Below are 20,244 nucleotides of genomic sequence, written 5' to 3'. Positions count from 1 at the left end.
ACATAAGCATATGCGTTTCTATATGTATGGCGAATATTTTTTCAATTCATTTCGGTGCATTTTATAATGCGGGTCAAATTTGGCAACTTCGTCCCAGAATTTCGTCGAGTGATTCATGTGCCTGGTGTGGCACAATTCGTGAATAATTACGTAATCAATCAGCTCAAATGGCAAGTTCATCATCCCGATATTCAAGCTAATCGTCCCAGATGAAGAGCAGCTTCCCCAGCGACTTGACGAGTGTGTGATTTTACTCCGAGCAAAAGAAAAGCCGTGTTCTTTCGCTAAAAACGACAATCGTCTTGGTAAATATGACTTGGCTTCTTTTCTGAGCGCGACCAGAATTTTACTGCGGATAAGTTGTTGGTTCGCGGCCGATTCGACGGATTCCGCCTTGTTGATTTCTGCCAATATCTGCGTTCCGACGATTTTCACGCTTGAAGGTTTCGTGGTCGTTTGTATCAATAAATGATGACTTTTGCCAATTTGCTGATTTTTCGTGTAAGAAAGCTTTTCTCTGTACTGAGAAACTAATTCGCGGATTTGCTTTCGGGAGGTTTTAATCAATGCCTTTGCGGCTAACAGCGGCGCATATGGCGGCATTGTGATTTGTATTCGTCCATCTGGCGCAATTTTCAAACTTACAGTCTTCGCCAGGCTGCGTTTTTTAACGACAATTTCTCCGAATTCTTCGTCGGTAATAATTGCCATAACTAACCTATGTTAATGCGATTGCCGGCAATTGGGCGACGTGGAGCTTCTGGGCGACTGGCGCCGATTTGCTTAAGAACGGTGCGAGCTTGGCTACTTAAGGTGTGCCGACCACTGATCACGATGTAAGACTCGCTACTGTGTGGTGCTGAAAACTGCTTCAATCGTCGTTCGAAAGATTCGTCATTTCCGCCATAAGTCTTTATCCAGCGATGCTTGGCTGTGGCTGGATCGGTTTGCACCCAAACAAATAGGACTTTATATCCGTATTCTCGGGCAAGGCGATTGATACGCATACGATTCGTGCGCTGATCAGTCGATCCGTCCAAAATGACAGTTTGCTTAGTCTTCAAAAATTCTTCCAAAAGCGACAATGTTGCGTCAGAAATGGTTTTTGTATTGTCTGTAAAAACTTCAAATTGTCGAGAACTTACCACTGGAGAATTGAAAATCTTCGCAAATTCTACAGCGAATTGCGTCTTCCCTGAACCTGGCGCACCAACCATGGCGATAATATGCGGAAGTGAAGGTGATAAAGGTTTCATATTGAGAAATTATAGCAGATTTTTGACTAATAAAAAAGATTCTCTTTCAAGCGAGAATCTTGGCAGGAGTGGAGGGACTCGAACCCCCGACACCTGGTTTTGGAGACCAGTGCTCTAGCCACCTGAGCTACACTCCTATAGCAACCATTTTATCACGAATTAGCTTTGTCGCAAATGTTAAAATTGTGAAAAATAAAAAACTCGTGAAAAAGATACCAAAATCCCTTGAAAAAACATAAGCGTAGTTCTACAATTAACTCAGAGATGAAAATTTTAATGCTTGGGTGGGAACTTCCTCCGCACAATAGTGGCGGACTTGGCGTTGCTTGCTATCAGATGTCGAAGGCGCTTGCTTCGGAGGGCGTTGATATTGACTTTATTATCCCCTACACCGCCAAGCATCCCGGAATTGACTATATGAATATCTATTCAGCTACTCCTTTGCCGCCGAATTATCACGATTTGGGTGCGTATAATAACGGTTCAGAGGAAGATCGCGAAAACGCTAAGGATGAATATGGTCTTTCGCCGATGCGTGCTGTACAAAGGCGTTATGGCAAATATGTTCGGAAGTTTGTGAAAAATCATCAGCCCGACGCGATTCACGCGCATGATTGGTTGACGATGGAAGCTGGAATAATTGCTAAAGAAATGACGGGCGCGCCGCTAATTGTGCATGTTCACGCGACGGAATTTGACCGTTCTGGCGAGCAGTCCGGTAATCCTCTGGTTCACGAAATTGAGCAACAAGGCTTGTTGATGGCTGATCGGATAATCGCCGTTAGTGAAATCACGAAGGAGATAATTGTTAAGAATTATCACATTCCACCAGAGAAAATTGAGGTGGTTTATAACGCGATTGATTTGGCTGATTTGCCGCCGCATGAGTATGACGCCAGCACTTACAGATATTTGGAGGAGCTGAAAAAGGATGGCTATACGGTTGTTGGCGCGTTGACACGGCTCACGGTTCAGAAGGGTTTGACGTATTTTGTGCGAGCTGCAGCGAAGGCGCTTGAAAAATATGAGAAGATTGTTTTTGTTTTATCTGGAAATGGTGAGCAAAGAGATGAATTGATTGAACTAGCGGCAGATTTAGGGATTAGTGATAAGATGATTTTTACGGGATTTGTGCGCGGAAAACAGTGGCGAGACAGCTACTATTTGATTGATGTCTTTGTGATGAGCTCGGTTTCTGAGCCATTTGGCTTGACCGCCTTGGAGGCGGCACATCATGACACGGCGTTACTTATTAGTCGTCAATCTGGCGTTGGTGAGGTTTTGAATAATATTATGCGGTTTGACTATTGGGATGTGAACAAATTGGCGGATGAAATTGTTAATATCGCTGAATCGCCTGCCCTACAGAAATCTTTGAAGAAAAACGTTAAGAATGAATACGCGAAAATTTCTTGGCAGGACGCCGCTAGAAAATGTCTGAAACTGTACAAAGGAGCGCTGGTATGAATAAAAATAAAGGAATAGTTTTATATCTACACGTACACCAACCATGGCGAATACGCGAATATAGTATATTTGACGTGGCTTGGAAGCATAATTATTTCTCTGGCGGTCAAAATCCAGACCAGGACAATCAAAAAATATTCCAAAAAGTTGCAGAAAAGTCGTATTTGCCGATGAATGCTTTGCTTGAAAAAATATTGAAAAAATATCCTAATTTTAAGATTTCACTGAGTTTTAGTGGAACGTTTTTAGAGCAAGCCGAAAGGTTTAATCCTGAAGTTTTGGAGAGCTTTAAGCGCTTGGTAAAGACTGGTCAAGTAGAAATATTATCAAGTCCGTATCATCACAGTCTGGCGTTTTTCTATTCGCGTAAAGAGTTCGAGCGTCAAGTTGAGCTTCACCGCTGGAAGATTCGCGAGATTTTTGGCGCGGAAACGCGAGTTTTGGCAAATACAGAATTGGCGTATAGTGATGACTTGGCGAAATGGGCTGAACAGGACGGCTTTAAGGGCGTGCTAGCTGAAGGTTGGGATCCGATTCTAAATTGGCGCAGTCCGAATTATGTATATCGCCCGAGAGGCACGAAGAAAATTGGATTACTGCTTAAGAATTATCGATTGAGCGATGATTTGGCGTTTAGGTTTAGCGATCGAAAATGGAATGAATGGCCGCTGACTGCGGATAAGTTTAATACGTGGGTGGAAGATTCTGTCCGTTACGCGCCGCTGCTTAACTTGTTTATGGACTATGAGACTTTCGGCGAACATCAATGGGCGGAATCTGGGATTTTCGGCTTCTTTGAGAACTTTGTTGATAAATGGCTGAGTGTTGATGGCAATACTTTCTATACCGTTAGCGAAGCACTAGACGCGAATGCGCCTGCCGGTGAAATAAGTATGCCGTCGCCTGTAACGTGGGCGGACGCCGAGCGAGATTTGACTGCTTGGAGCGGAAACAGCCTGCAGAAAGAAGCTCTGCGATATGTCTATAAGCTTGAAGATGAGGTTTTGGATAGTAAAGACGAAGGTCTAATTAGCGATTGGCGAAAATTGCAAACCTCAGACCACTTCTATTACATGGGAACGAAGAATTTTACCGACGGTGATGTCCACGCCTATTTCAGCCCGTATGATTCGCCATACGACGCTTTTCTTTACTATATGAATACTATTCGTGATATGAAATCTCGATTGAGGAAATAGTCAGACATTCTTGCCAAATAAAAACTCCCTCTTAATGCGAGGGAGTTTCTGTATAATCCTGTTAAATTAGCTTTTACGAGCTTTAACTTCGTTACGACCAAGGTTCTTCTTAGTCTCGGTGTAAGTAGCGTGTTGCTTTGCAATTGGGTCGTACTTACGTAGTGTCAATTTACCCTGACCTTTTGTAGTGCGGTTCTGGGTGTTAACGGTAGTATAGTAAGTTCGGTGGTTGCTCAAGTTACTCACCAAACCAATCAGCTTTCGTTTCGTATTCTTCTTTGCCATCTCTTTACTCGTTAGATTTTATAAAACGTCTTGGTTAATTATAGCATGGGTGAAGTGAAAATGCTAGTACCATATCAGATTTTGCTAATTTTTATGCCTACTTCGCCAATCAATAAGGCGCGTCGGACTCTAATCTTTCTTTTCCAAGTATAAATATTTATTCAGCCATTCGTCTGTCGGCTCAAGGTGTCTGTCGTCAATCTTTTTGAGCGGCATATTTTTTGCCATATCATCTGAAAGCTCCAATATTACGTCCTTGAGTTCAATATTATCTTTGTAATAATCCGGTATATTTTTATAGCCAACCCTCGCTCCAACAATATTTCCAGTTATTGCTGCTGTCGAGTCCGAATCCCCGTCGTGATTTGCCGCCGCAATGATCGCCTCCTCAAAATCGTCGTGGTACTTGATCGAGCAATAAATAGCAATTGCAACCGACTCTTCAGCGACCCAACCCTCTCCGAGTTGATAAAGGGCTTCTTGATCTTCAACGTCAGATTTGGCTAAGCGAACGGCGTTATTAAACAGTTTGGTTAGCTCAGCTTTTTCGCTATCACAACCAATCTCAAAAGGATCTTGATCTCCGTAAACTTTCTCGGTAGTCCAGTCGTTCATTTTCTGGATTGCGATTTGCACGGCTTCTTCTATCGATTTTCCGTCCAGTGCGTAATAAATTATATATCCCAGCGCATACGCAGAAAGAATTGCCAGAGGATGTCCGTGAGTCAGCGCGCAAGATTTGGCGGAAATTTCACCAACAACGTCTTCTTCGCAATACAGGGCAATCGGCGCAATTCGCATAACTCCACCGCAGCCTTTACTGCCATTGAGACCGCCTTCTAACGTTCCCATCTCCCCTGAGGAAAGTGAACCAAGGCATGTCATTCCTGGACTTCGCACGGCGTTTAACTCTGGAATATTTTTTATCCAAGCTACTGGCGTGTGCTCGACCTGTCCAGCTTTTTGTTGCGTATCAAGCCAATCCAAATATGCCAAATATATCGCCTCCGACGGAAGCGGCGCTATGCCACGCGTTTGAAGTCGCGTAGCTCGCCATAAAAGTCCGCAAGCTGTAAATAGCGTCATCTGCGTATCGTCTGAAATCACACCAATCCCATCTGTAAATCGAGTCGTTGACCTCGGTACTATGTCACGCTCAAACTCTATTTGATAGCCGAGCGCATCGCCAATTGCCCCGCCCAGCATTGACCCGCGTACTTTATCAATTCTCTGCTCTATCGATTGTTTCATCATAACACCCTCCTAACTTTGTTAAGATTATATCATTAGCTCAGTTTTTAGCGGTCGTTTTATAGTATAATTACGGTAAGGATATTTATAACAAACCGTGGAGGAAATCTTATGAATGATAACGTCGAAAAGATCGACTTGAACCGCGTAGACTGGAAAAGCAGTCGCGAATTCTTTGAGTCGTTGAGTAAAGCGCTGGATAAGCTGGAAGATAAGGATGAGTCGTACGACTTCACTTGGGTTGGTAAACGAAAGTCCATTATTGAGGCTGGCGCGCCAATTAATAAAATTCTCCGCCCAGACTTGGAAGCTTCCAAAGATTTTGACAATACAAAGAACATGCTAATCGTTGGAGATAACCTTGACGCGCTGAAACTTCTCCAAGAATCCTACCTCGGTAAAATAAAAATGATTTACATCGATCCTCCGTATAACACTGGTCATGACTTTGTGTATCACGACAACTTTACGGTTAAAAAAGCTGACTTTGAGGACGATTCTACGGATTCTGATGGCAATGTAATTGTTTCCGAAGACAAGTACGCAGAAAATTCAAAGGCAAACGGCAGATTCCATTCAGACTGGCTGTCGATGATGTACCCGAGACTTAAGCTGGCGAGAAGTCTTTTGTGTGACGACGGAATAATCTTTATGTCTATTGACGATAATGAACTCAATAATTTATATAAGCTCGGAGAATTAGTGTTTGGTGAAGATAATTTTGGCGGAACCGCTCCTAGAAAAACACGTGGCTCAGCTACAACCAAAGGAGATAGTGAGATGCAGAAGATAAATGACTATCTGGTTATATTTTTCAAAAACAAGGGTTGTGGTAAATTTACGCAAAAGATTATTGGACAAAAGAAATATCCGCATTCTGACGAGAGGGGGCAATACTATATAGTTCCTTTGCAGGATAATGGACCTCACGGAACACGTGAAGCTCGACCTAACTTATGGTATCCAATTTATCTATTAAAAGATGGCGGCATTACTTATGATGAGCCGCTAGAATATACGGAGAAAATCTTGCCGGCGAAACACCAAAATAAGGAAGGCTGTTGGATGTGGAGTAAAAAGAAATTTGATACCGATAAAAAAGACATATTAATCAAGAATGGAAAAGCCTGGATCAAACACTATTACGTTGAAGAAGAAGATCAAAACAAATATCAAAAAGATAAACTATGGCTCGAAGACTACCAAAATTCGAAGGGTACAATTTTAGTAAACTCACTTTTTCCTGAAGCGAAGAATATCTTCAGTAATCCAAAGCCAATTGAGCTTGTAAAATTTTGCGCAAATAGATCGGCGAACGATAATTCAATCGTCTTAGACTTCTTCTCCGGCTCCGGAACTACTGGTCATGCTGTCATGGATTTAAATGCTGAAGACGGTGGAAAGCGTCAGTACATTTGTGTGCAGCTTGATGAAAAAACTGATGAAAAGTCAGAAGCCAGAAAAGCTGGATACGACACCATTGACCAGATTACTGCTGAGCGTCTGCGTCGTGCTGGGGAGAAAATTAAGTCTGAGCATCCAGAAGCGGACATTGACACTGGATTCCGTGTATTCCGCGTTGACGGCAGTAATAATAATGAAAACATTCGTAAGCCACTGGGTGAAATTGATCAGAGTGACATGTTTGACATGATTGATAATGTTAAAAAAGACCGCACGCCGCTGGACTTATTATTCGGCGTAATTTATACCTCTGCCCTGCCGTTTGACCTTAAACTTGAAACGCGTAAAATTGGTGAGAATACGGTTTATATGTATGGCTACTTGGATGAAAATACGGGTCTTATTGCCTGCTTTGATGATGAAGTTCCAGAAGAAACTGTTAAGGAAATTGCCAAATTAAATCCTCTGACGGCGGCGTTTAAGGATTCGTCATTTAAGGATTCTGCTGAAAAAATTAACCTGTCTGAGCACTTCCGTATTATTAGCCCTGACACGAGAGTTAAGGTAATCTAATGAAGCTAAGATTCAAGCACCAAAAATTCCAAGAAGATGCCGTTAAGGCGACCTGTGATATTTTTACCGGGCAAATAAAATCCGAGCATCGATTCCTGGCGGATCAGGGTGACAGCATAAGCTTTATTGACATGTATGGCTTTGGTAATGAGGACATTTCCCTACAAGACGCACAGCTGATTAAGAACCTACATGAAGTTCAGGGGCTGCAGAATATTCCCCGTAATGCAAAAATCGAGCGCCTTAATAACAGACCAGTATTTACCATTGAGATGGAAACTGGTACTGGTAAAACTTATACGTACATTAAAACGATGTATGAATTGAATAAACAATACGGCTGGAGCAAGTTTATTGTTGTGGTGCCGAGTATTGCGATTCGCGAGGGTGTTTATAAGACTTTTCAGACAACTGCGGATCATTTTGCTGAAGATTATGGTAAGAAGATTCGTTTCTTTGTTTACAATTCCTCCAAGCTGAGCGAGCTGGAGCAATTTTCTGGCGATCCAAATATTAACGTCATGATTATTAACACGCAGGCTTTTAATGCCCGTGGAGCCGACGCTAAGCGTATTACGATGAAGCTTGATAGTTTTCGGTCTCGTCGTCCGATTGACGTGATTGCCGCCACAAAACCAATTGTGATTATTGACGAGCCGCAAAGCGTTATTGGTACAAGTAAAAAAGCGAACATCACCCGCTCTTCCATCTCCAATTTTAATCCGTTGTTTTTCTTAAACTATTCCGCGACCCATCGTGAAGATTTTAATAAAGTTTACCGTCTGGACGCCGTCGATGCTTACCAAAAGCAGCTCGTGAAGAAAATTACAGTTAAGGGTATTACAGTTAAGGGCGGCACTGCGACTAACGGGTATATTTATATCCAAAAAATTAATACTTATCCGAATAAAAAACCAACCGTTACGGCTATATTTGAGTTTGATTCAAAAACGGGTACTGGAATACGCCGTAAAACGAAGACTCTTAGCTGGGGCGATGATATCTACAAGCATTCAGGCGAATTGGAGGCGTATCATGATGGATATTTAATTACGGAAATAAACGCCAGAGAGGGCGACAGGTATGTAGACTTTAAGAATGGGCTTCGTATTTATGAGGGTGAAGTCATTGGCGAAACTAATGCTGAGGATTTGCGTCGCATTCAAATACGTGAAACTATTATGTCTCATCTGGAGACCGAGCAAAAGCTCTTCAAGAGAGGAATTAAAGTCCTTTCTCTATTCTTCATCGATGAGGTTGCCAAGTATAAATATTATGATGAAAATGGCGAACATAAAGGTTCCTACGCGAAGATATTCGAAGAGGAATTCACAAAAGCTATAGATATTTACCTGAACCAGCAGCTTCAATTCGAAGAAAATGCAGATTTTCGTAAATACTTAGAAAAATTTACCCCGTCTGAAATACATTCCGGCTACTTCTCTATCGATAAGAAGGGACACGCCATCAACAGTAAAGAGGGGCGCGAGGGTAACGGCTCTGATGATGTTTCGGCGTACGATCTTATTATGAAGAACAAGGAGCAGCTGCTGGACTTGAAAGAGCCGGTGCGATTCATCTTTTCTCACTCTGCCCTGCGCGAAGGATGGGACAATCCAAACGTCTTCCAGATTTGTACACTTCGTGATTCTGATGCCGAAATTAAGAAACGTCAGGAAATTGGTCGTGGACTTCGATTGTGCGTGGACCAAAACGGTATTCGTCAAGATGCGGAGATTCTCGGTGAAAATCTCGTCCATGATACGAACGTACTTACTGTCATTGCGAATGAAAGTTATGAGAGTTTTGCGAATAGTCTTCAGTCTGAGTTTAATGAAATTATTGCAAGGCGTCCAAAGGATGCGTCTGCCTCACTATTTAATGGAAAGATAATACAGGATGCTAGTGGCGAAAAGACCATTACACTCGACGACTCTGCTGCTGCGGATATATACATGGGACTGGTTAATACTGGACTTGTTGACAAGGTTTCAAAGCAGTTGACGGATGCATATCATTCATTAAATGATGAACAGAAGGTTCAAAAAGTTCGCGAAGCCGTTGGCGAGCTGTACGCTCCGTTTGCAGAGAACATTAATAACATCCTATCTTCTGTTTACGATTCAAAGCGCGGGCGGCTTGTGACTAATAATCGCAATAGCGAGAAACTTGAACTTGATAAAGAAAAGTTCGCCTCTAAGAAATTTAAGGAGCTGTGGGACAGTATTAATGAAAAGACTTATTATACCGTGGAGTTTGACGATGATGAGCTTATAGAGAGGTGCGTGGATTCTCTTAATAGGAATATGCGCGTGACAAAGACAGAGGTTATTATTACCGAAGGTCTATTAAAGACTGCCGGTAAAGATAAATTAGAGATGTATAAAAATAAAATCGGTATGCCAATCGCTGTTTCTGAAATTGCGAATAGTACGGTTAAGTATGATATTGTCTCCGAGCTTTCTAAGTCTCATGACGACGGCGGTACGAGTCTCACGCGTAAGACCATAGCAAATATTTTATCTAGAATTGAACCCATTGTATTTAGTTTATTTAAAATAAATCCCGAGGAATTTATTCACAATGCGATTCAGCTTATAAACGACCAAAAAGCCTCGACAGTAGTTAAACATATTGAATATGACAAACTAAACGAGAAATGGGACAGTGGAGAAATTTTCATCAATGAAAGTATTACCGGTGAATATGGCTACAACCTCATAGATACTCCCGATCATCATCTATATGACAAATTGCGCTACGATTCTGAAGTTGAAAAGAACTTTGCGAGGGAACTTGAAAAGAGCGATGCAGTAGAAGTTTACGTGAAACTTCCAAAGAGATTCTACATAAATACTCCAATGGGCAATTACAATCCAGACTGGGCAATTGCGTTTAAGGACGAAGCTGGAGTAAAGCACATTTACTTTGTGGCGGAAACTAAGGGCGTGAGCGAAGGACAACTTGATGTCGGTGTGAAAGGTATTGAAAAAGCTAAGATTGAGTGCGCCAGAAAGCACTTCGAAAAGATTAGCAATGGCGACCGTATTTATGGAGTTTGTAACTCATACGAAAAGTTGCTGGAGTTAGTAAGCTACTAAGACTTTGTAATCCTTCCGTGGCTTGAGCTATATGATATAAAAAAGATCCGCATCTCTGCGAATCCGTATTTCATATGGAGCCACGATCGGGGCTTGAACCCGAGACCTCATCCTTACCATGGATGCGCTCTACCAACTGAGCTATCGCGGCGTAACAGGCTTAATTTTAGCATATTAAGCCATGTTTAATCAACCGGGCTATTTTTTACGAGTGGACTTTTTGGCTGGCGTGCCGGCTTCTTTTGGTAGTTTTGGCGTGACAAACGCTTCTATTATTCCCCACGCTATGCTATTGACTAGAAAAGTAACGAACAATATTCCTGACGCTGATGCCGCCAGGTGTGCTGATGAGGCGTTAAATAATGTCAATAATCCCGCCGCAGCTAGCCCAATTATAGCCAGCATAATATAAGCGTATTGTAATTTCAATCGTTGGTTTTTTTCGCTATTCCATAATGTCAGAATAGATTTTGTAAATTCAAACATACCCATATAATAGCACATATGCTTATAAAAGTCAATATTACTACTTTACGCTATCAAAAAGTCGCCCCAAAAGGCGACGATGATTCAAACTTGGTGCTGGAAGTAGGACTCGAACCTACGAAGCCTTACGGCGGGAGATTTACAGTCTCCTGTGATTGCCACTACACGATTCCAGCGTGATGTGGAGCCGCTTCTCGGGCTCGAACCGAGGACCTACGGTTTACAAAACCGTTGCTCTAGCCAACTGAGCTAAAGCGGCAACTGAATTTATTTTATCAATTTTTTCTCTCTGTGACAAGAGTTTACATAACTATTTTTCGTGGTTGATGTATTTTGCGCTGCTGGCGTGGGCGTGGCGCGTCGGCTTTCTTTGATGACGTCGTCGGAGTTAGCATTTTTGTAGCTTTCTTACGTAATTCTTCAGCCAACTCAGTCTGTCCGGCATTGTCATATGCTTCCGCTAAAATCTTCAACGTCTGAGGAATCGGCTCTAGCTCGACAGCTTTTTCCAGCGCATTGATAACTTTCTTCGTATTTCCTATCTTTTCCTGAACCTTAGCGTAGGCGATGTAGCGTGCCGCCAAATCATCTTCCATCTCTAGTGCTTGCTCGAATGCTAGCGATGCCTTTTCGTAATTCTCTGTTTCGTAGTAAATTAAGCCGACGTTATGAAGGCTGGAAGCGCTCGGCTCCAAACTCTGAGCAATCTCAAAACACTCGATAGCGTCTTTGTATGCGCGCTGCTTAGCGTATAAAATCCCCAAACGGTTGTACGCCGTGGCGTTTTTCTCGTCGACTCGCAAAATTGTCAATAAAGCCTTTTCCGCTCGCAAATATTTATTTTCGCGAATTGATTCCTGGGCAATTTCCCATAACTGATCAAGTTTATTAGTAATCTTAGTTGGCAGATCGCCAGTTTCTTTAATTGACGGATGATAAAAAATCGCCCAAATCATTAAAATCAGAATGAGGAGTAATCCAAACATATCTATACTATTATATCACAAGTTGCGTCAGCGCCAGCCTGACGTTGGCGTTGGATTTTAATGCACTTGCAACAGAGGTGGTTTTTTCAAGTTGCTCTTCAAGCGACGAATTCATCCCGTGAGATAAAGCCTGAAAACGAATCATATTCACTATAATATCCGTTAGTAATATCGCTTTTTGGCGGTCAGAAAAGTATTTGACGAGATTCTTAAACGCGTCGTATTCCCGATTTGTGGCTAAAATTTGCTTTGCGTCAGTGGCTAATTGCCGATATTCGGCGAATTTTTCTGGATTTTCCGCCAACTCTTTAATCAACAATGGTCGCCCAGCCGCGAGGAAAAGAATTTGCTGACTGGAGGCGGGGTCTAAATTGTACTTTTCAAGCAGTTTTTTATCTTGGGCGGATGTCGTTTTATGAAGCGTTAACGTCTGACAACGAGATCTAACAGTATCGAGCATCAACTTCGGGTTTTTCGCGACAAGGATAAAATTGGTGTTTTTATTCGGTTCTTCCAGCGCTTTCAGGAATGCATTTTGCGACGGCTCGGTCATTGAATCGGCTTCATCAATGATAATAACTCGACGATTTATGGCGTAAGTTCGGAGCATAGAGATGAGCTCGCGGATTTGATCAACAGATATGGTTTGCTTTTCTGAAAGCGGTTTCAGATGGAAAACGTCGCTATTTTTTACTAACATTTGAGCTACGCCCGGTCCGTCAAGTCCGTAATCCGCAATTACCAAAAGCGCGTGAGGCAATTGCGATGAAATCTGGCTGATTTTTTGAGCGTCTCGAGCGGATATAATCACTTCAGACATCTATAAATCCTCTGGGAAGAATTTCTTGAATTCGTCAGGAACTGCGGCTTCAAAAACTTTTTTCTCGCCAGACGGCAAAATTATCTCTAATTTTTGAGCATGCAGCATCATACGACAATCTAAAGATTTTCCGTAAACTCGATCGCCAAGAATCGGCGCATTCAAATGAGCCAAATGGACGCGCAATTGATGAGTTCGACCAGTGGTCGGCTTCAATTCCACGAGCGACTGAGTATCATTTTCCGCCAAAACATGGTAAGTCGTCTGAGCTGGTTTACCGTTCGGATCTATACGAAAAGTGCTCGGTGCTGAAGGATTGCGACCAATTGGCAGATCAATTTTTGCGGCATTCAACTTTGGCTTGCCGTCGGTTATCGCTATGTAGGTTTTCTTGGCGGTTCGCTCGGCAAATTGCCTCTGTAGATGCGCAGCAGATTCTGGGTTTTTGGCTATAATCAACAGCCCTGAAGTGTCGCGGTCAAGCCTATGAACAATTCCCGGACGATCCGTGTCCGTCGCAAACGAAGTCTTCGGGCGAATTATTTCCGCAACCGTTGGCTCATCAGAAAGTCCGCCCTTCGCGTGCGTCAATAGCCCACTTGGTTTATTGACGACAATCACATCATCGTCCTCATATAAAATCGGCAAATCAACGTCCGCCTGCTCTTTTTCTGGCAAATTAAGCGCAATCTCATCAGTTTCATCAACCTCAAATTTTGGCGTCGTCACAACCTTATTATTGACCGAAACGTATCCAGCTTTTATATATTTTTGCCAAAGACTTCGAGAAATTGTCGTGTCGAATTTGGTCGATAAATAAATATCCAAGCGCACTTTGGTTGGCGAAATTTTGAACATCATGACATATTTTCCCTGGAACGGCGTTTCGATAAATTCTGGGTCTAGTGGATTCGGCAAAATCTCGGCATTATCTGGTTTTTCCATCCATAGATCGTCAATAGATTCTTCGTCAATAATCGAGCCGTAAAGCAGCACAAAATGCTGCTTATTCAAAATAAATTCCGCAAAAACGTGCGACTCGTCCGTTTGAATTTCCAGCCGACGCAGCGCCTTGACGGGCGTATTGTCGTCCGCTAATTTGTACAATCTGGCTATTTTCAGCACTGTCCGAGGCAATATTTTCACGCGATTTGCTCCCTATTTTCGAAGCCCTATAGCTTTTTGAACACGGTACAAGGTTTCATTAGCGACGACATTCATATCTTTTTCACTGGAAGCCAGCTTCTCTTCAATTGCTTGCTCATCAACCGCCGCAAGCCGATTCTGGAAATTCTCCAAAAATTCCGCAACTTCGTCAGCCACGATTCGCTTGAAATCGCCATAACGATCCATTCCGAAGTACTCGTTGGCGGTCTGCTCCAGAGTAACTTCCCTGCCAGCGTCTTGGCGAACTAAAGTTAAAATCTCTAGCAAATTAGAAATTCCTGGCTGATTTTCCTTGTCGTATTGAACCTTGCCAATTGAATCTGTTGTTGCGCTCATTATTTTCTTATGTGCCGATTTTGGATCGTCAGAAAGGAAAATAATTCCCTTGCCGCTCTCGTCAGATTTGCTCATTTTCTTCGCTGGATTCACGAGATCTTTAATCCTCAATCCTTGGTCTTTTCCGAAGAATTGATGTTGCTGAATTACGGGTTTCGGCACGATAAATAGATCGCCAAACTTACGATTCATTCGCTCGGCAATATCACGCGTGAACTCCAAATGTTGGGTCTGGTCGTCACCAACTGGCACGTAAGTCGCGCCGTAAAGTAGAATGTCGGCAGCCATCAGGACGGGATAGTTAAATAGTCCGACAGAAGCGTCGCCTTTACTTCCCTTGTCCTTAAACTGTGTCATTCGACTCATCTCGCCAAATCCAGTGAAGCAATCCAGAATCCACGCCAGTTCACTGTGCGCCGAAATACGACTTTGGCGGTAAAGATGAATGGAAGGGTTGTCCAGCGGCAATCCAGCGGCGGTATAAACTCGCGCGTTGTTCAGGATGCTGTCATATAACTTGCTGTGGTTAATTGGCGTCGTAAAACTGTGAAGGTCTGGGATGAATAGATTGATATCGTATTCGTCCGAGCGGCGCTTCGCCATGTTGATAATCGGCAAAATAGCCCCAAAGTAATTACCTATGTGGATGTTGTTGTTGGCGCGCACGCCAGTGAGAATGACAGGTTTTGATGGTTTCATTAGATATATTATAACATTATTCGATCGTTAAGTAATGGGACGATAGTTGTGTTGCTTTATAATCTTTAAAGATTTTTCATATGTAGACGCTATATCATTTTCTATCTTTCGTACGGCTGATACATCACTTTGGGATGTTGCTATGCCATCAAAGTTACTTGCTAAATCATCCCAGTCAATTGTTGGATAGTCGACTTTATCACAGTTAGTTAATCGCGCCATTGCAAAACATAACGAGCTAAGAGACTCCGCCACCTCATATTTATCTGGCGAATTTCGGTAAAGGTCTACTATTTCGCGAGCAATGATAGCCTGTTGAATGTAGTCGTTGTCGACTTTCATGAGTTTACCAAATAATCCCTCAACATCGCGAGCCCGTCAACTTTCTCAATTATCGTCAGATATTCCTGCCATTCTTCGTCGTTCAGTTCTGCCAAACTGCGACCAGGAAAGCTCGGATGCCCATAAATATATAACAATTCCGTCCAGCCATGGAGATTATTGCCACGTGGCTCGTCAACGATAAATCCCTCTTCGTTGGCTACGAAAATGTGGTCTTTTTCGCCGTCAAAATAGCCAACCGCAAAAGAAAAAATAGCTCGACGATCAGCCTCGCCCTTCATTAACTTAATAATGCCGGGATAACTAAAGCTGTTCAGTAGCAATTTAACAAACGGCCCCGGAAAACCTTTCAGCGCCGGAATGAAGAAACCGCGGTCATCAACGACTAGGCGCTTGTCCGGGAAGGCTTTCTTGGCTTGAGATAATTTACTTTTTGCAATCGTTTGAATGTCAAGCCCTCGTCCTTCGTCAAAATCATAATCGAGTTGCCTTAAATCAACACCAAGCGGCTGAAAGAGTTCTTGAAGGCTGGTAAATTTGCTGTGATTGGAAGTGATAAAATAAATTGGGCTATTCTCTTGTTTCATATTGATAAGTATACGCTAACTAACGTTATTTTGCAGATTTCTAATGCTTGTGTCGTACGGAATATGAATGAGGAGATTAGCTGCCATTTTTCCACTGCCTGGCACGTTGCAATAACTTATCGACATAAGCTGCTTTAAGTTTTTTATACGCTGACCTGTCGTAATTTGCTTGCTTGGCATATTGATATTTTATCTTTGAATATTGATCAACTTCGTCATTGTGAGACCTTAGATAATCTCTGATAATTAAGAAGTTATCGTGCGTTTCAGTATTCGCGACCGCGAGGTGAATATGAATATCGCCCTCGCCAGTTTCTTCTTGTCGGGACGCCAGGAAGATATACCCTTGACGGGAACTTGGATTTAATGAAGGAAAATATCCAATTGCTACCAATTTGTCCCGCAGCTCGTTCATGTGTTCGCTATCTTTAGCAGAAATAAGGATATCTAGGATATTTTTACCATCCAAACCAAGTACCGCGGTACTGCCGACATGATGAATTTGCGAACTATCCGCAAGTACTAGCGCTAATTTATTTTTCACGCGCGTAAAGACAGCCGATATGTCTTTTTTGGATCTTTTAATTTCAACCGACATAAGATCTCCTAAATTTAATCAAGTATCTGTTTTTAGATACAGATTTCTAATGCTTGTGTCGTACGGAATTTTCCATAATTTGCCGTCGATATCCAGGTTTTTCAGAAAATTGCGCATTTGTTGCTTAATGTTTTTTACGTCGGCACTGTCTTCGGTTAAAACTTCCAGTTCAATAAATAATCCCAATCCAGCAACTTCGTCGATGCAGATTGTATATTCCTCGGTCTTTGACTCAAGGCGGATTTTATCAACCGTAACGACTTTTTGCCAGCCTAATGCCGTGAGCATTTGGCGCGCCGCATTTCCGTCATCAACTGTAAATTCATATTCATCAGACGCTAGCTTTGCCTGCCCCTCGACCTTCAGTGTCATCAAGCTTTGTTGCAGCTCACCAGTTTCCGGATTAAGAACATCGCGCACCCGCATAATTTTCGAGCCAGGAACAATAGGCGCATCAACTTGCTCGGGCAATAAAAATACTGTATCAATTTGACGTTTACTTGAGATGGGCGCGATAAATTGGCTTTTTAGTATGGTGATGAGATTATCGCGAGTAATATCAGATGCTAATTTGAATTTGGATTCTACTTCAATCATAAACTTTCTCGTTTGGACTTTGCTGTAAGACGACTCGTTTTTGGTGAATATTCTTCCGCCAAATACTCTTTTATAATTTCCGACAGCTTCTTCGCATATTTGTCGGTTATTTCGTGCCGCTGAGTTGCCATTGACATATGAGTGATATTGTTATGATCTTTTGATAATTTCTTCAGGTTTCTCTCGACAATCAGTGGATCAAGCTTTCCGGACAAAATAGCAATCGGAAGAGTGAGCTTAGTGATATCATTCATTGTCGTCTGATTGATAATCGCGGTATTCAGGGCGATTAAAAACGACTCGGCGGTAACTTCATCGGCCTTAAATCCAGCGTCAGGCCAAATATTGTGCCGATCAGCGAATTGCAAAAAGCGTTTCGAACTGCGCGGATGACTATTGAAAAACTCATAAAGCGCACGCAAAATCTTCTCTGGATGATGATTTTTTTCGTCAACCCTCGGATAATATATCGGCGGACTACACAAAATCAGCGACTTGCTCAACTTCGGATATTGCTTGGCGAGCTCTACGGCAGCCAGCGACCCCATAGAATGACCGATGACGATATCGACGTGATTTATGAATTCCCTACGCAAAGTGGCGACGATGCTTGCGGCTTGGTCGTGGGCGTTGTAGGACTTCCAATCAGGCTTGGGTGAATTGCCAAATCCCAGCATATCAATTGCTATAACTCGCGCATCCTTCGGCAAATACAGCTCCAGCGGCGTCCATGTTTTCCAGGATGTGCCTAATCCGTGAATAAGTAGAATCGTCGCTTTTGGTTTTTCTGGACGAGAAAAATAATGCACGTTCAATGCGTATGGAATCCGCAACCAGCGATGGATAATCTTGTCCAACATATTTTTAGTATACTATGAAAATACTCCGCCTGCATGTGAAACGGAGTATTTTGTGATAGCCTTTTCTGTACTAACGCTTAGAGAATTGTTCGCGCTTACGAGCAGAACGAAGACCGTACTTCTTGCGCTCTTTCTCGCGTGGGTCACGTTTCAATAGCTCAGCCTTCTTCAGAACTGGACGCAGGTCAGCGTGAGCAGCTGTCAAAGCTTTTGCGATGCCAAGCTTGATAGCGTCAACTTGACCAGCTAAGCCGCCACCCTTAACTAGGATAGTAACGTCGAATTCTTTTTGCTTGCTGACAATTGCAAGTGGATCGGTTACTTCTGCTAGTAAGGTTTTGTTGCCGTCCAGGTACTCAGCAGCAGGCTTGCCATTGATTGTAATGGCGCCTTTGCCAGGAAGTATGCGAACGCTTGCTGAAGCACTTTTGCGTCGTCCTAGGCCGTAGAAATAAGTATCAGCAGCCATATTACTTTACCTCAACTTTCTCTGGTGTTTGTGCTGTGTGAGCGTGGTCGCTGCCAGCAAAAATGCGTAGGCGCTTTAGGCGCTCTGCTTGCAATTTGTTCTTTGGCAACATACCTTTAACAGCTTCTTCAATAATTCGCTCTGGGTGGCGTTCGCGCATTTCTTTGAATTGCGTTTCCTTAATTCCACCCGGGAAACCACTGTGGCGATAGTAATACTTATCAGTTTCCTTGTATCCAGTAACAACTGTCTGCGCAGCATTGATAACAACTACGTAGTCGCCACCGTCAACATGAGGAGTGTAAGTTGGCTTGTATTTACCAGTCAAATGCTTAGCAATTTCTGTAGCCAGACGTCCAAGTGGTAATTCGCTAGCGTCAAACAATACCCAACGGCGAGAAACTTCAGATGGTTTTTGTGAATAAGTTTTCATCTTATTTTCCCTCCTTTGGCATTGGTTTAATATCGTCAACAAACTCGATGATTGCCATTTGAGCGCCGTCACCAACTCGCAAGCGTGTTCGCTCAACGCGAACGTGTCCGCTAGTTCGGCCACTCAATTGTGGTGCGATTTCATCAACTAGTTTGTAAGCAGCGGCGCGTGTGCTTAATGCTGCGATCACCTGACGTCGGCTTGCTAGGTCGCCCTTTTTAGCCTTGGTGATGATTTTTTCAATGTGACGCTTTAGTTCCTTAGCCTTTGGCAAGGTGGTCTCGATTTTTCCGTACTCAACCAAACTGGTAGCCAGACCTTTGAGTAGGGCTCGTCGCTGATCACGCTCGCGGCCGAACTTGCGCCCTTGATATCCGTGTCTATGCATAGTTAAAACTCCAACTCCGCCATCTTGTCACGTACTTCGTCTAGTGCCTTTGAACCGAAACCTTTCAATTCTCGCAAATCTTGCTCAGTCAAAGTTACCAAATCGCGAATAGTGCGGATTTCATTGTTAATTAGCGCGTTCGTCGTGCGGGCGCTTAAGTTTAATTCTTCAATTGGCATTGCTAGCTCTGACTCTTCGTCTTCCTTAGCTGCGCCAAGTGCTGGTGCGCCAGTTACCATCGTGTTGCCGGCCAAAGCTGTGTATTGGTTGACAAGAATCGCTGCTGCTTCTTCGAACGCCTCACGAGGTGTGATTGTGCCGTTAGTTTCAACAGTGATTGCCAATTTGTCCAAGTTTGTCTCCTGACCAACACGAGTTGAGTCGACTTTGTAGCGAACGCGCAACACTGGTGAGTACATTGCATCAATAGCAATCATGTCGCTGTGCAAACGCTTTTCGCTTGACTCTTCAATTGTCTGATAACCGCAACCTGCCTCAACTACCAAATCCATAACCAAATGCTTGTTTGGGTCGTCGATTGTAGCAATTACTTGCTCTGGGTTGACAACTTCAACATCAGCATTAGTTTTAATGTCAGCGGCAGTTACTTCGCCAGCGCCAGTTTTCTCAATGCGTAGCTCAACTGGATCGTCGGTAAATACGCGTAGGTGAACGTTTTTCAAGTTCAACATAATGTCGACAACATCTTCTTTGATGCCTTCAACAGTAGTAAACTCGTGAGTTGCGCCTTCAATCCTGAAAGCCACAACCGCGCCACCGCGAACGCTTGACAATAGAACGCGTCGCAATGAGTTACCAAGAGTATTACCGTAGCCTGGGTGAAGTGGCTCGATTAGAAAAGTAGCACTGGTTTCTGAAATGTCATCAACGCTCGCGAGTGCTGGATTGTAAATTGCTTTTGCCATAATTCTTCCCTAAC

22 protein-coding genes and 4 tRNA genes are annotated in these 20,244 nt (G+C 43.0%); 4 read left to right on the top strand and 22 right to left on the bottom strand.

Going from position 1 to position 20,244, the window contains the following annotated elements:
- Window positions 1-18: 18 nt before the first annotated feature.
- The 3 genes from LRM50_RS00590 to LRM50_RS00580 form a co-directional block, all read right to left on the bottom strand.
- Window positions 19-711: a YgjP-like metallopeptidase domain-containing protein gene (locus LRM50_RS00590; protein ID WP_243809412.1), complete on the bottom strand. Its 693-nt coding sequence runs from the start codon at window positions 709-711 to the stop codon at window positions 19-21.
- Between the two features lie 2 nt (window positions 712-713).
- The gene (locus LRM50_RS00585; protein WP_129634972.1) at window positions 714-1,256 is read right to left on the bottom strand and encodes a P-loop nucleotide/nucleoside kinase family protein; all 543 of its coding nucleotides are present in this window, start codon (window positions 1,254-1,256) and stop codon (window positions 714-716) included.
- A gap of 60 nt (window positions 1,257-1,316) precedes the next feature.
- Window positions 1,317-1,393 (bottom strand) — tRNA-Trp (locus LRM50_RS00580).
- 127 nt (window positions 1,394-1,520) lie between these two features.
- On the opposite strand from LRM50_RS00580, the gene LRM50_RS00575 reads away from it, so the two are divergent.
- Window positions 1,521-2,723: a glycosyltransferase family 4 protein gene (locus LRM50_RS00575; protein ID WP_243809410.1), complete on the top strand. Its 1,203-nt coding sequence runs from the start codon at window positions 1,521-1,523 to the stop codon at window positions 2,721-2,723.
- Window positions 2,720-3,922, top strand: a complete 1,203-nt coding sequence (locus LRM50_RS00570) for a glycoside hydrolase family 57 protein (RefSeq protein ID WP_243809408.1) — start codon at window positions 2,720-2,722, stop codon at window positions 3,920-3,922. Before LRM50_RS00575 ends, LRM50_RS00570 begins: the two co-directional genes overlap by 4 nt.
- 66 nt (window positions 3,923-3,988) lie before the next feature.
- Here the strand turns inward: LRM50_RS00570 and rpmG are convergent, their stop codons facing one another.
- Window positions 3,989-4,207: a 50S ribosomal protein L33 gene (gene rpmG / locus LRM50_RS00565; protein ID WP_129632843.1), complete on the bottom strand. Its 219-nt coding sequence runs from the start codon at window positions 4,205-4,207 to the stop codon at window positions 3,989-3,991.
- 129 nt (window positions 4,208-4,336) lie between these two features.
- Window positions 4,337-5,461 (bottom strand): ADP-ribosylglycohydrolase family protein, encoded by a 1,125-nt coding sequence (locus tag LRM50_RS00560; RefSeq protein WP_243809406.1) that lies wholly within the window; start codon window positions 5,459-5,461, stop codon window positions 4,337-4,339.
- Between the two features lie 108 nt (window positions 5,462-5,569).
- Between LRM50_RS00560 and LRM50_RS00555 the strand changes: the two genes are divergently transcribed.
- Complete coding sequence (locus tag LRM50_RS00555) at window positions 5,570-7,435, top strand: site-specific DNA-methyltransferase (RefSeq protein WP_243809404.1); 1,866 nt, start codon at window positions 5,570-5,572, stop codon at window positions 7,433-7,435.
- Entirely contained in the window at window positions 7,435-10,536 is a 3,102-nt protein-coding gene (locus LRM50_RS00550; protein WP_243809402.1) for a type III restriction-modification system endonuclease, read from the top strand. Before LRM50_RS00555 ends, LRM50_RS00550 begins: the two co-directional genes overlap by 1 nt.
- Before the next feature lie 75 nt (window positions 10,537-10,611).
- Here the strand turns inward: LRM50_RS00550 and LRM50_RS00545 are convergent.
- The 17 genes from LRM50_RS00545 to LRM50_RS00465 form a co-directional block, all read right to left on the bottom strand.
- A tRNA-Thr gene (locus LRM50_RS00545) sits at window positions 10,612-10,687 on the bottom strand.
- Between the two features lie 47 nt (window positions 10,688-10,734).
- Window positions 10,735-11,022: a hypothetical protein gene (locus LRM50_RS00540; RefSeq protein WP_243809400.1), complete on the bottom strand. Its 288-nt coding sequence runs from the start codon at window positions 11,020-11,022 to the stop codon at window positions 10,735-10,737.
- A 91-nt stretch (window positions 11,023-11,113) separates the two neighbouring features.
- Window positions 11,114-11,198: transfer RNA gene (locus LRM50_RS00535), tRNA-Tyr, on the bottom strand.
- Window positions 11,199-11,204: 6 nt separating this feature from the next.
- Window positions 11,205-11,281: transfer RNA gene (locus LRM50_RS00530), tRNA-Thr, on the bottom strand.
- A gap of 43 nt (window positions 11,282-11,324) precedes the next feature.
- Window positions 11,325-12,008, bottom strand: a complete 684-nt coding sequence (locus LRM50_RS00525; protein ID WP_129745405.1) for a tetratricopeptide repeat protein — start codon at window positions 12,006-12,008, stop codon at window positions 11,325-11,327.
- 10 nt (window positions 12,009-12,018) lie between these two features.
- Window positions 12,019-12,828, bottom strand: coding sequence for an AAA family ATPase (locus LRM50_RS00520; RefSeq protein ID WP_243809398.1), 810 nt, complete (start codon window positions 12,826-12,828; stop codon window positions 12,019-12,021).
- A complete protein-coding gene (locus LRM50_RS00515) occupies window positions 12,829-13,974 on the bottom strand; it encodes an RluA family pseudouridine synthase (protein ID WP_243809394.1) in 1,146 nt (381 codons plus the stop codon). It lies immediately after the preceding gene.
- 12 nt (window positions 13,975-13,986) lie between these two features.
- Complete coding sequence (gene trpS / locus LRM50_RS00510) at window positions 13,987-15,030, bottom strand: tryptophan--tRNA ligase (RefSeq protein ID WP_243809393.1); 1,044 nt, start codon at window positions 15,028-15,030, stop codon at window positions 13,987-13,989.
- A 27-nt stretch (window positions 15,031-15,057) separates the two neighbouring features.
- Window positions 15,058-15,372 (bottom strand): hypothetical protein, encoded by a 315-nt coding sequence (locus LRM50_RS00505; protein WP_243809390.1) that lies wholly within the window; start codon window positions 15,370-15,372, stop codon window positions 15,058-15,060.
- Window positions 15,369-15,959 (bottom strand): non-canonical purine NTP pyrophosphatase, encoded by a 591-nt coding sequence (locus LRM50_RS00500; RefSeq protein ID WP_243809387.1) that lies wholly within the window; start codon window positions 15,957-15,959, stop codon window positions 15,369-15,371. The genes LRM50_RS00505 and LRM50_RS00500 overlap by 4 nt, the downstream gene beginning before the upstream one ends.
- Before the next feature lie 76 nt (window positions 15,960-16,035).
- Window positions 16,036-16,557: a GrpB family protein gene (locus tag LRM50_RS00495; RefSeq protein ID WP_243809386.1), complete on the bottom strand. Its 522-nt coding sequence runs from the start codon at window positions 16,555-16,557 to the stop codon at window positions 16,036-16,038.
- Window positions 16,558-16,575: 18 nt separating this feature from the next.
- Window positions 16,576-17,154 carry a class IV adenylate cyclase gene (cyaB, locus tag LRM50_RS00490; protein WP_243809385.1) on the bottom strand — a complete coding sequence of 193 codons (579 nt, stop codon included), beginning with the start codon at window positions 17,152-17,154 and terminating at the stop codon, window positions 16,576-16,578.
- Window positions 17,151-18,014, bottom strand: a complete 864-nt coding sequence (locus tag LRM50_RS00485; protein WP_243809383.1) for an alpha/beta fold hydrolase — start codon at window positions 18,012-18,014, stop codon at window positions 17,151-17,153. Before LRM50_RS00485 ends, cyaB begins: the two co-directional genes overlap by 4 nt.
- 70 nt (window positions 18,015-18,084) lie before the next feature.
- Complete coding sequence (rpsI, locus tag LRM50_RS00480) at window positions 18,085-18,483, bottom strand: 30S ribosomal protein S9 (RefSeq protein ID WP_243809382.1); 399 nt, start codon at window positions 18,481-18,483, stop codon at window positions 18,085-18,087.
- Between the two features lies 1 nt (window position 18,484).
- A complete protein-coding gene (rplM, locus tag LRM50_RS00475) occupies window positions 18,485-18,916 on the bottom strand; it encodes a 50S ribosomal protein L13 (RefSeq protein WP_243809378.1) in 432 nt (143 codons plus the stop codon).
- Between the two features lies 1 nt (window position 18,917).
- Window positions 18,918-19,304 carry a 50S ribosomal protein L17 gene (gene rplQ / locus LRM50_RS00470; protein WP_129636875.1) on the bottom strand — a complete coding sequence of 129 codons (387 nt, stop codon included), beginning with the start codon at window positions 19,302-19,304 and terminating at the stop codon, window positions 18,918-18,920.
- Window positions 19,305-19,306: 2 nt separating this feature from the next.
- Entirely contained in the window at window positions 19,307-20,230 is a 924-nt protein-coding gene (locus LRM50_RS00465; protein WP_129632893.1) for a DNA-directed RNA polymerase subunit alpha, read from the bottom strand.
- Window positions 20,231-20,244 lie beyond the last annotated feature (14 nt).

Source organism: Candidatus Nanosynbacter sp. TM7-053 (assembly GCF_022828375.1).
Lineage (GTDB): Bacteria > Patescibacteriota > Saccharimonadia > Saccharimonadales > Saccharimonadaceae > Nanosynbacter.
Note: the sequence above shows the minus strand (reverse complement) of the source record. Positions and strands in the feature narration are given on the sequence as shown.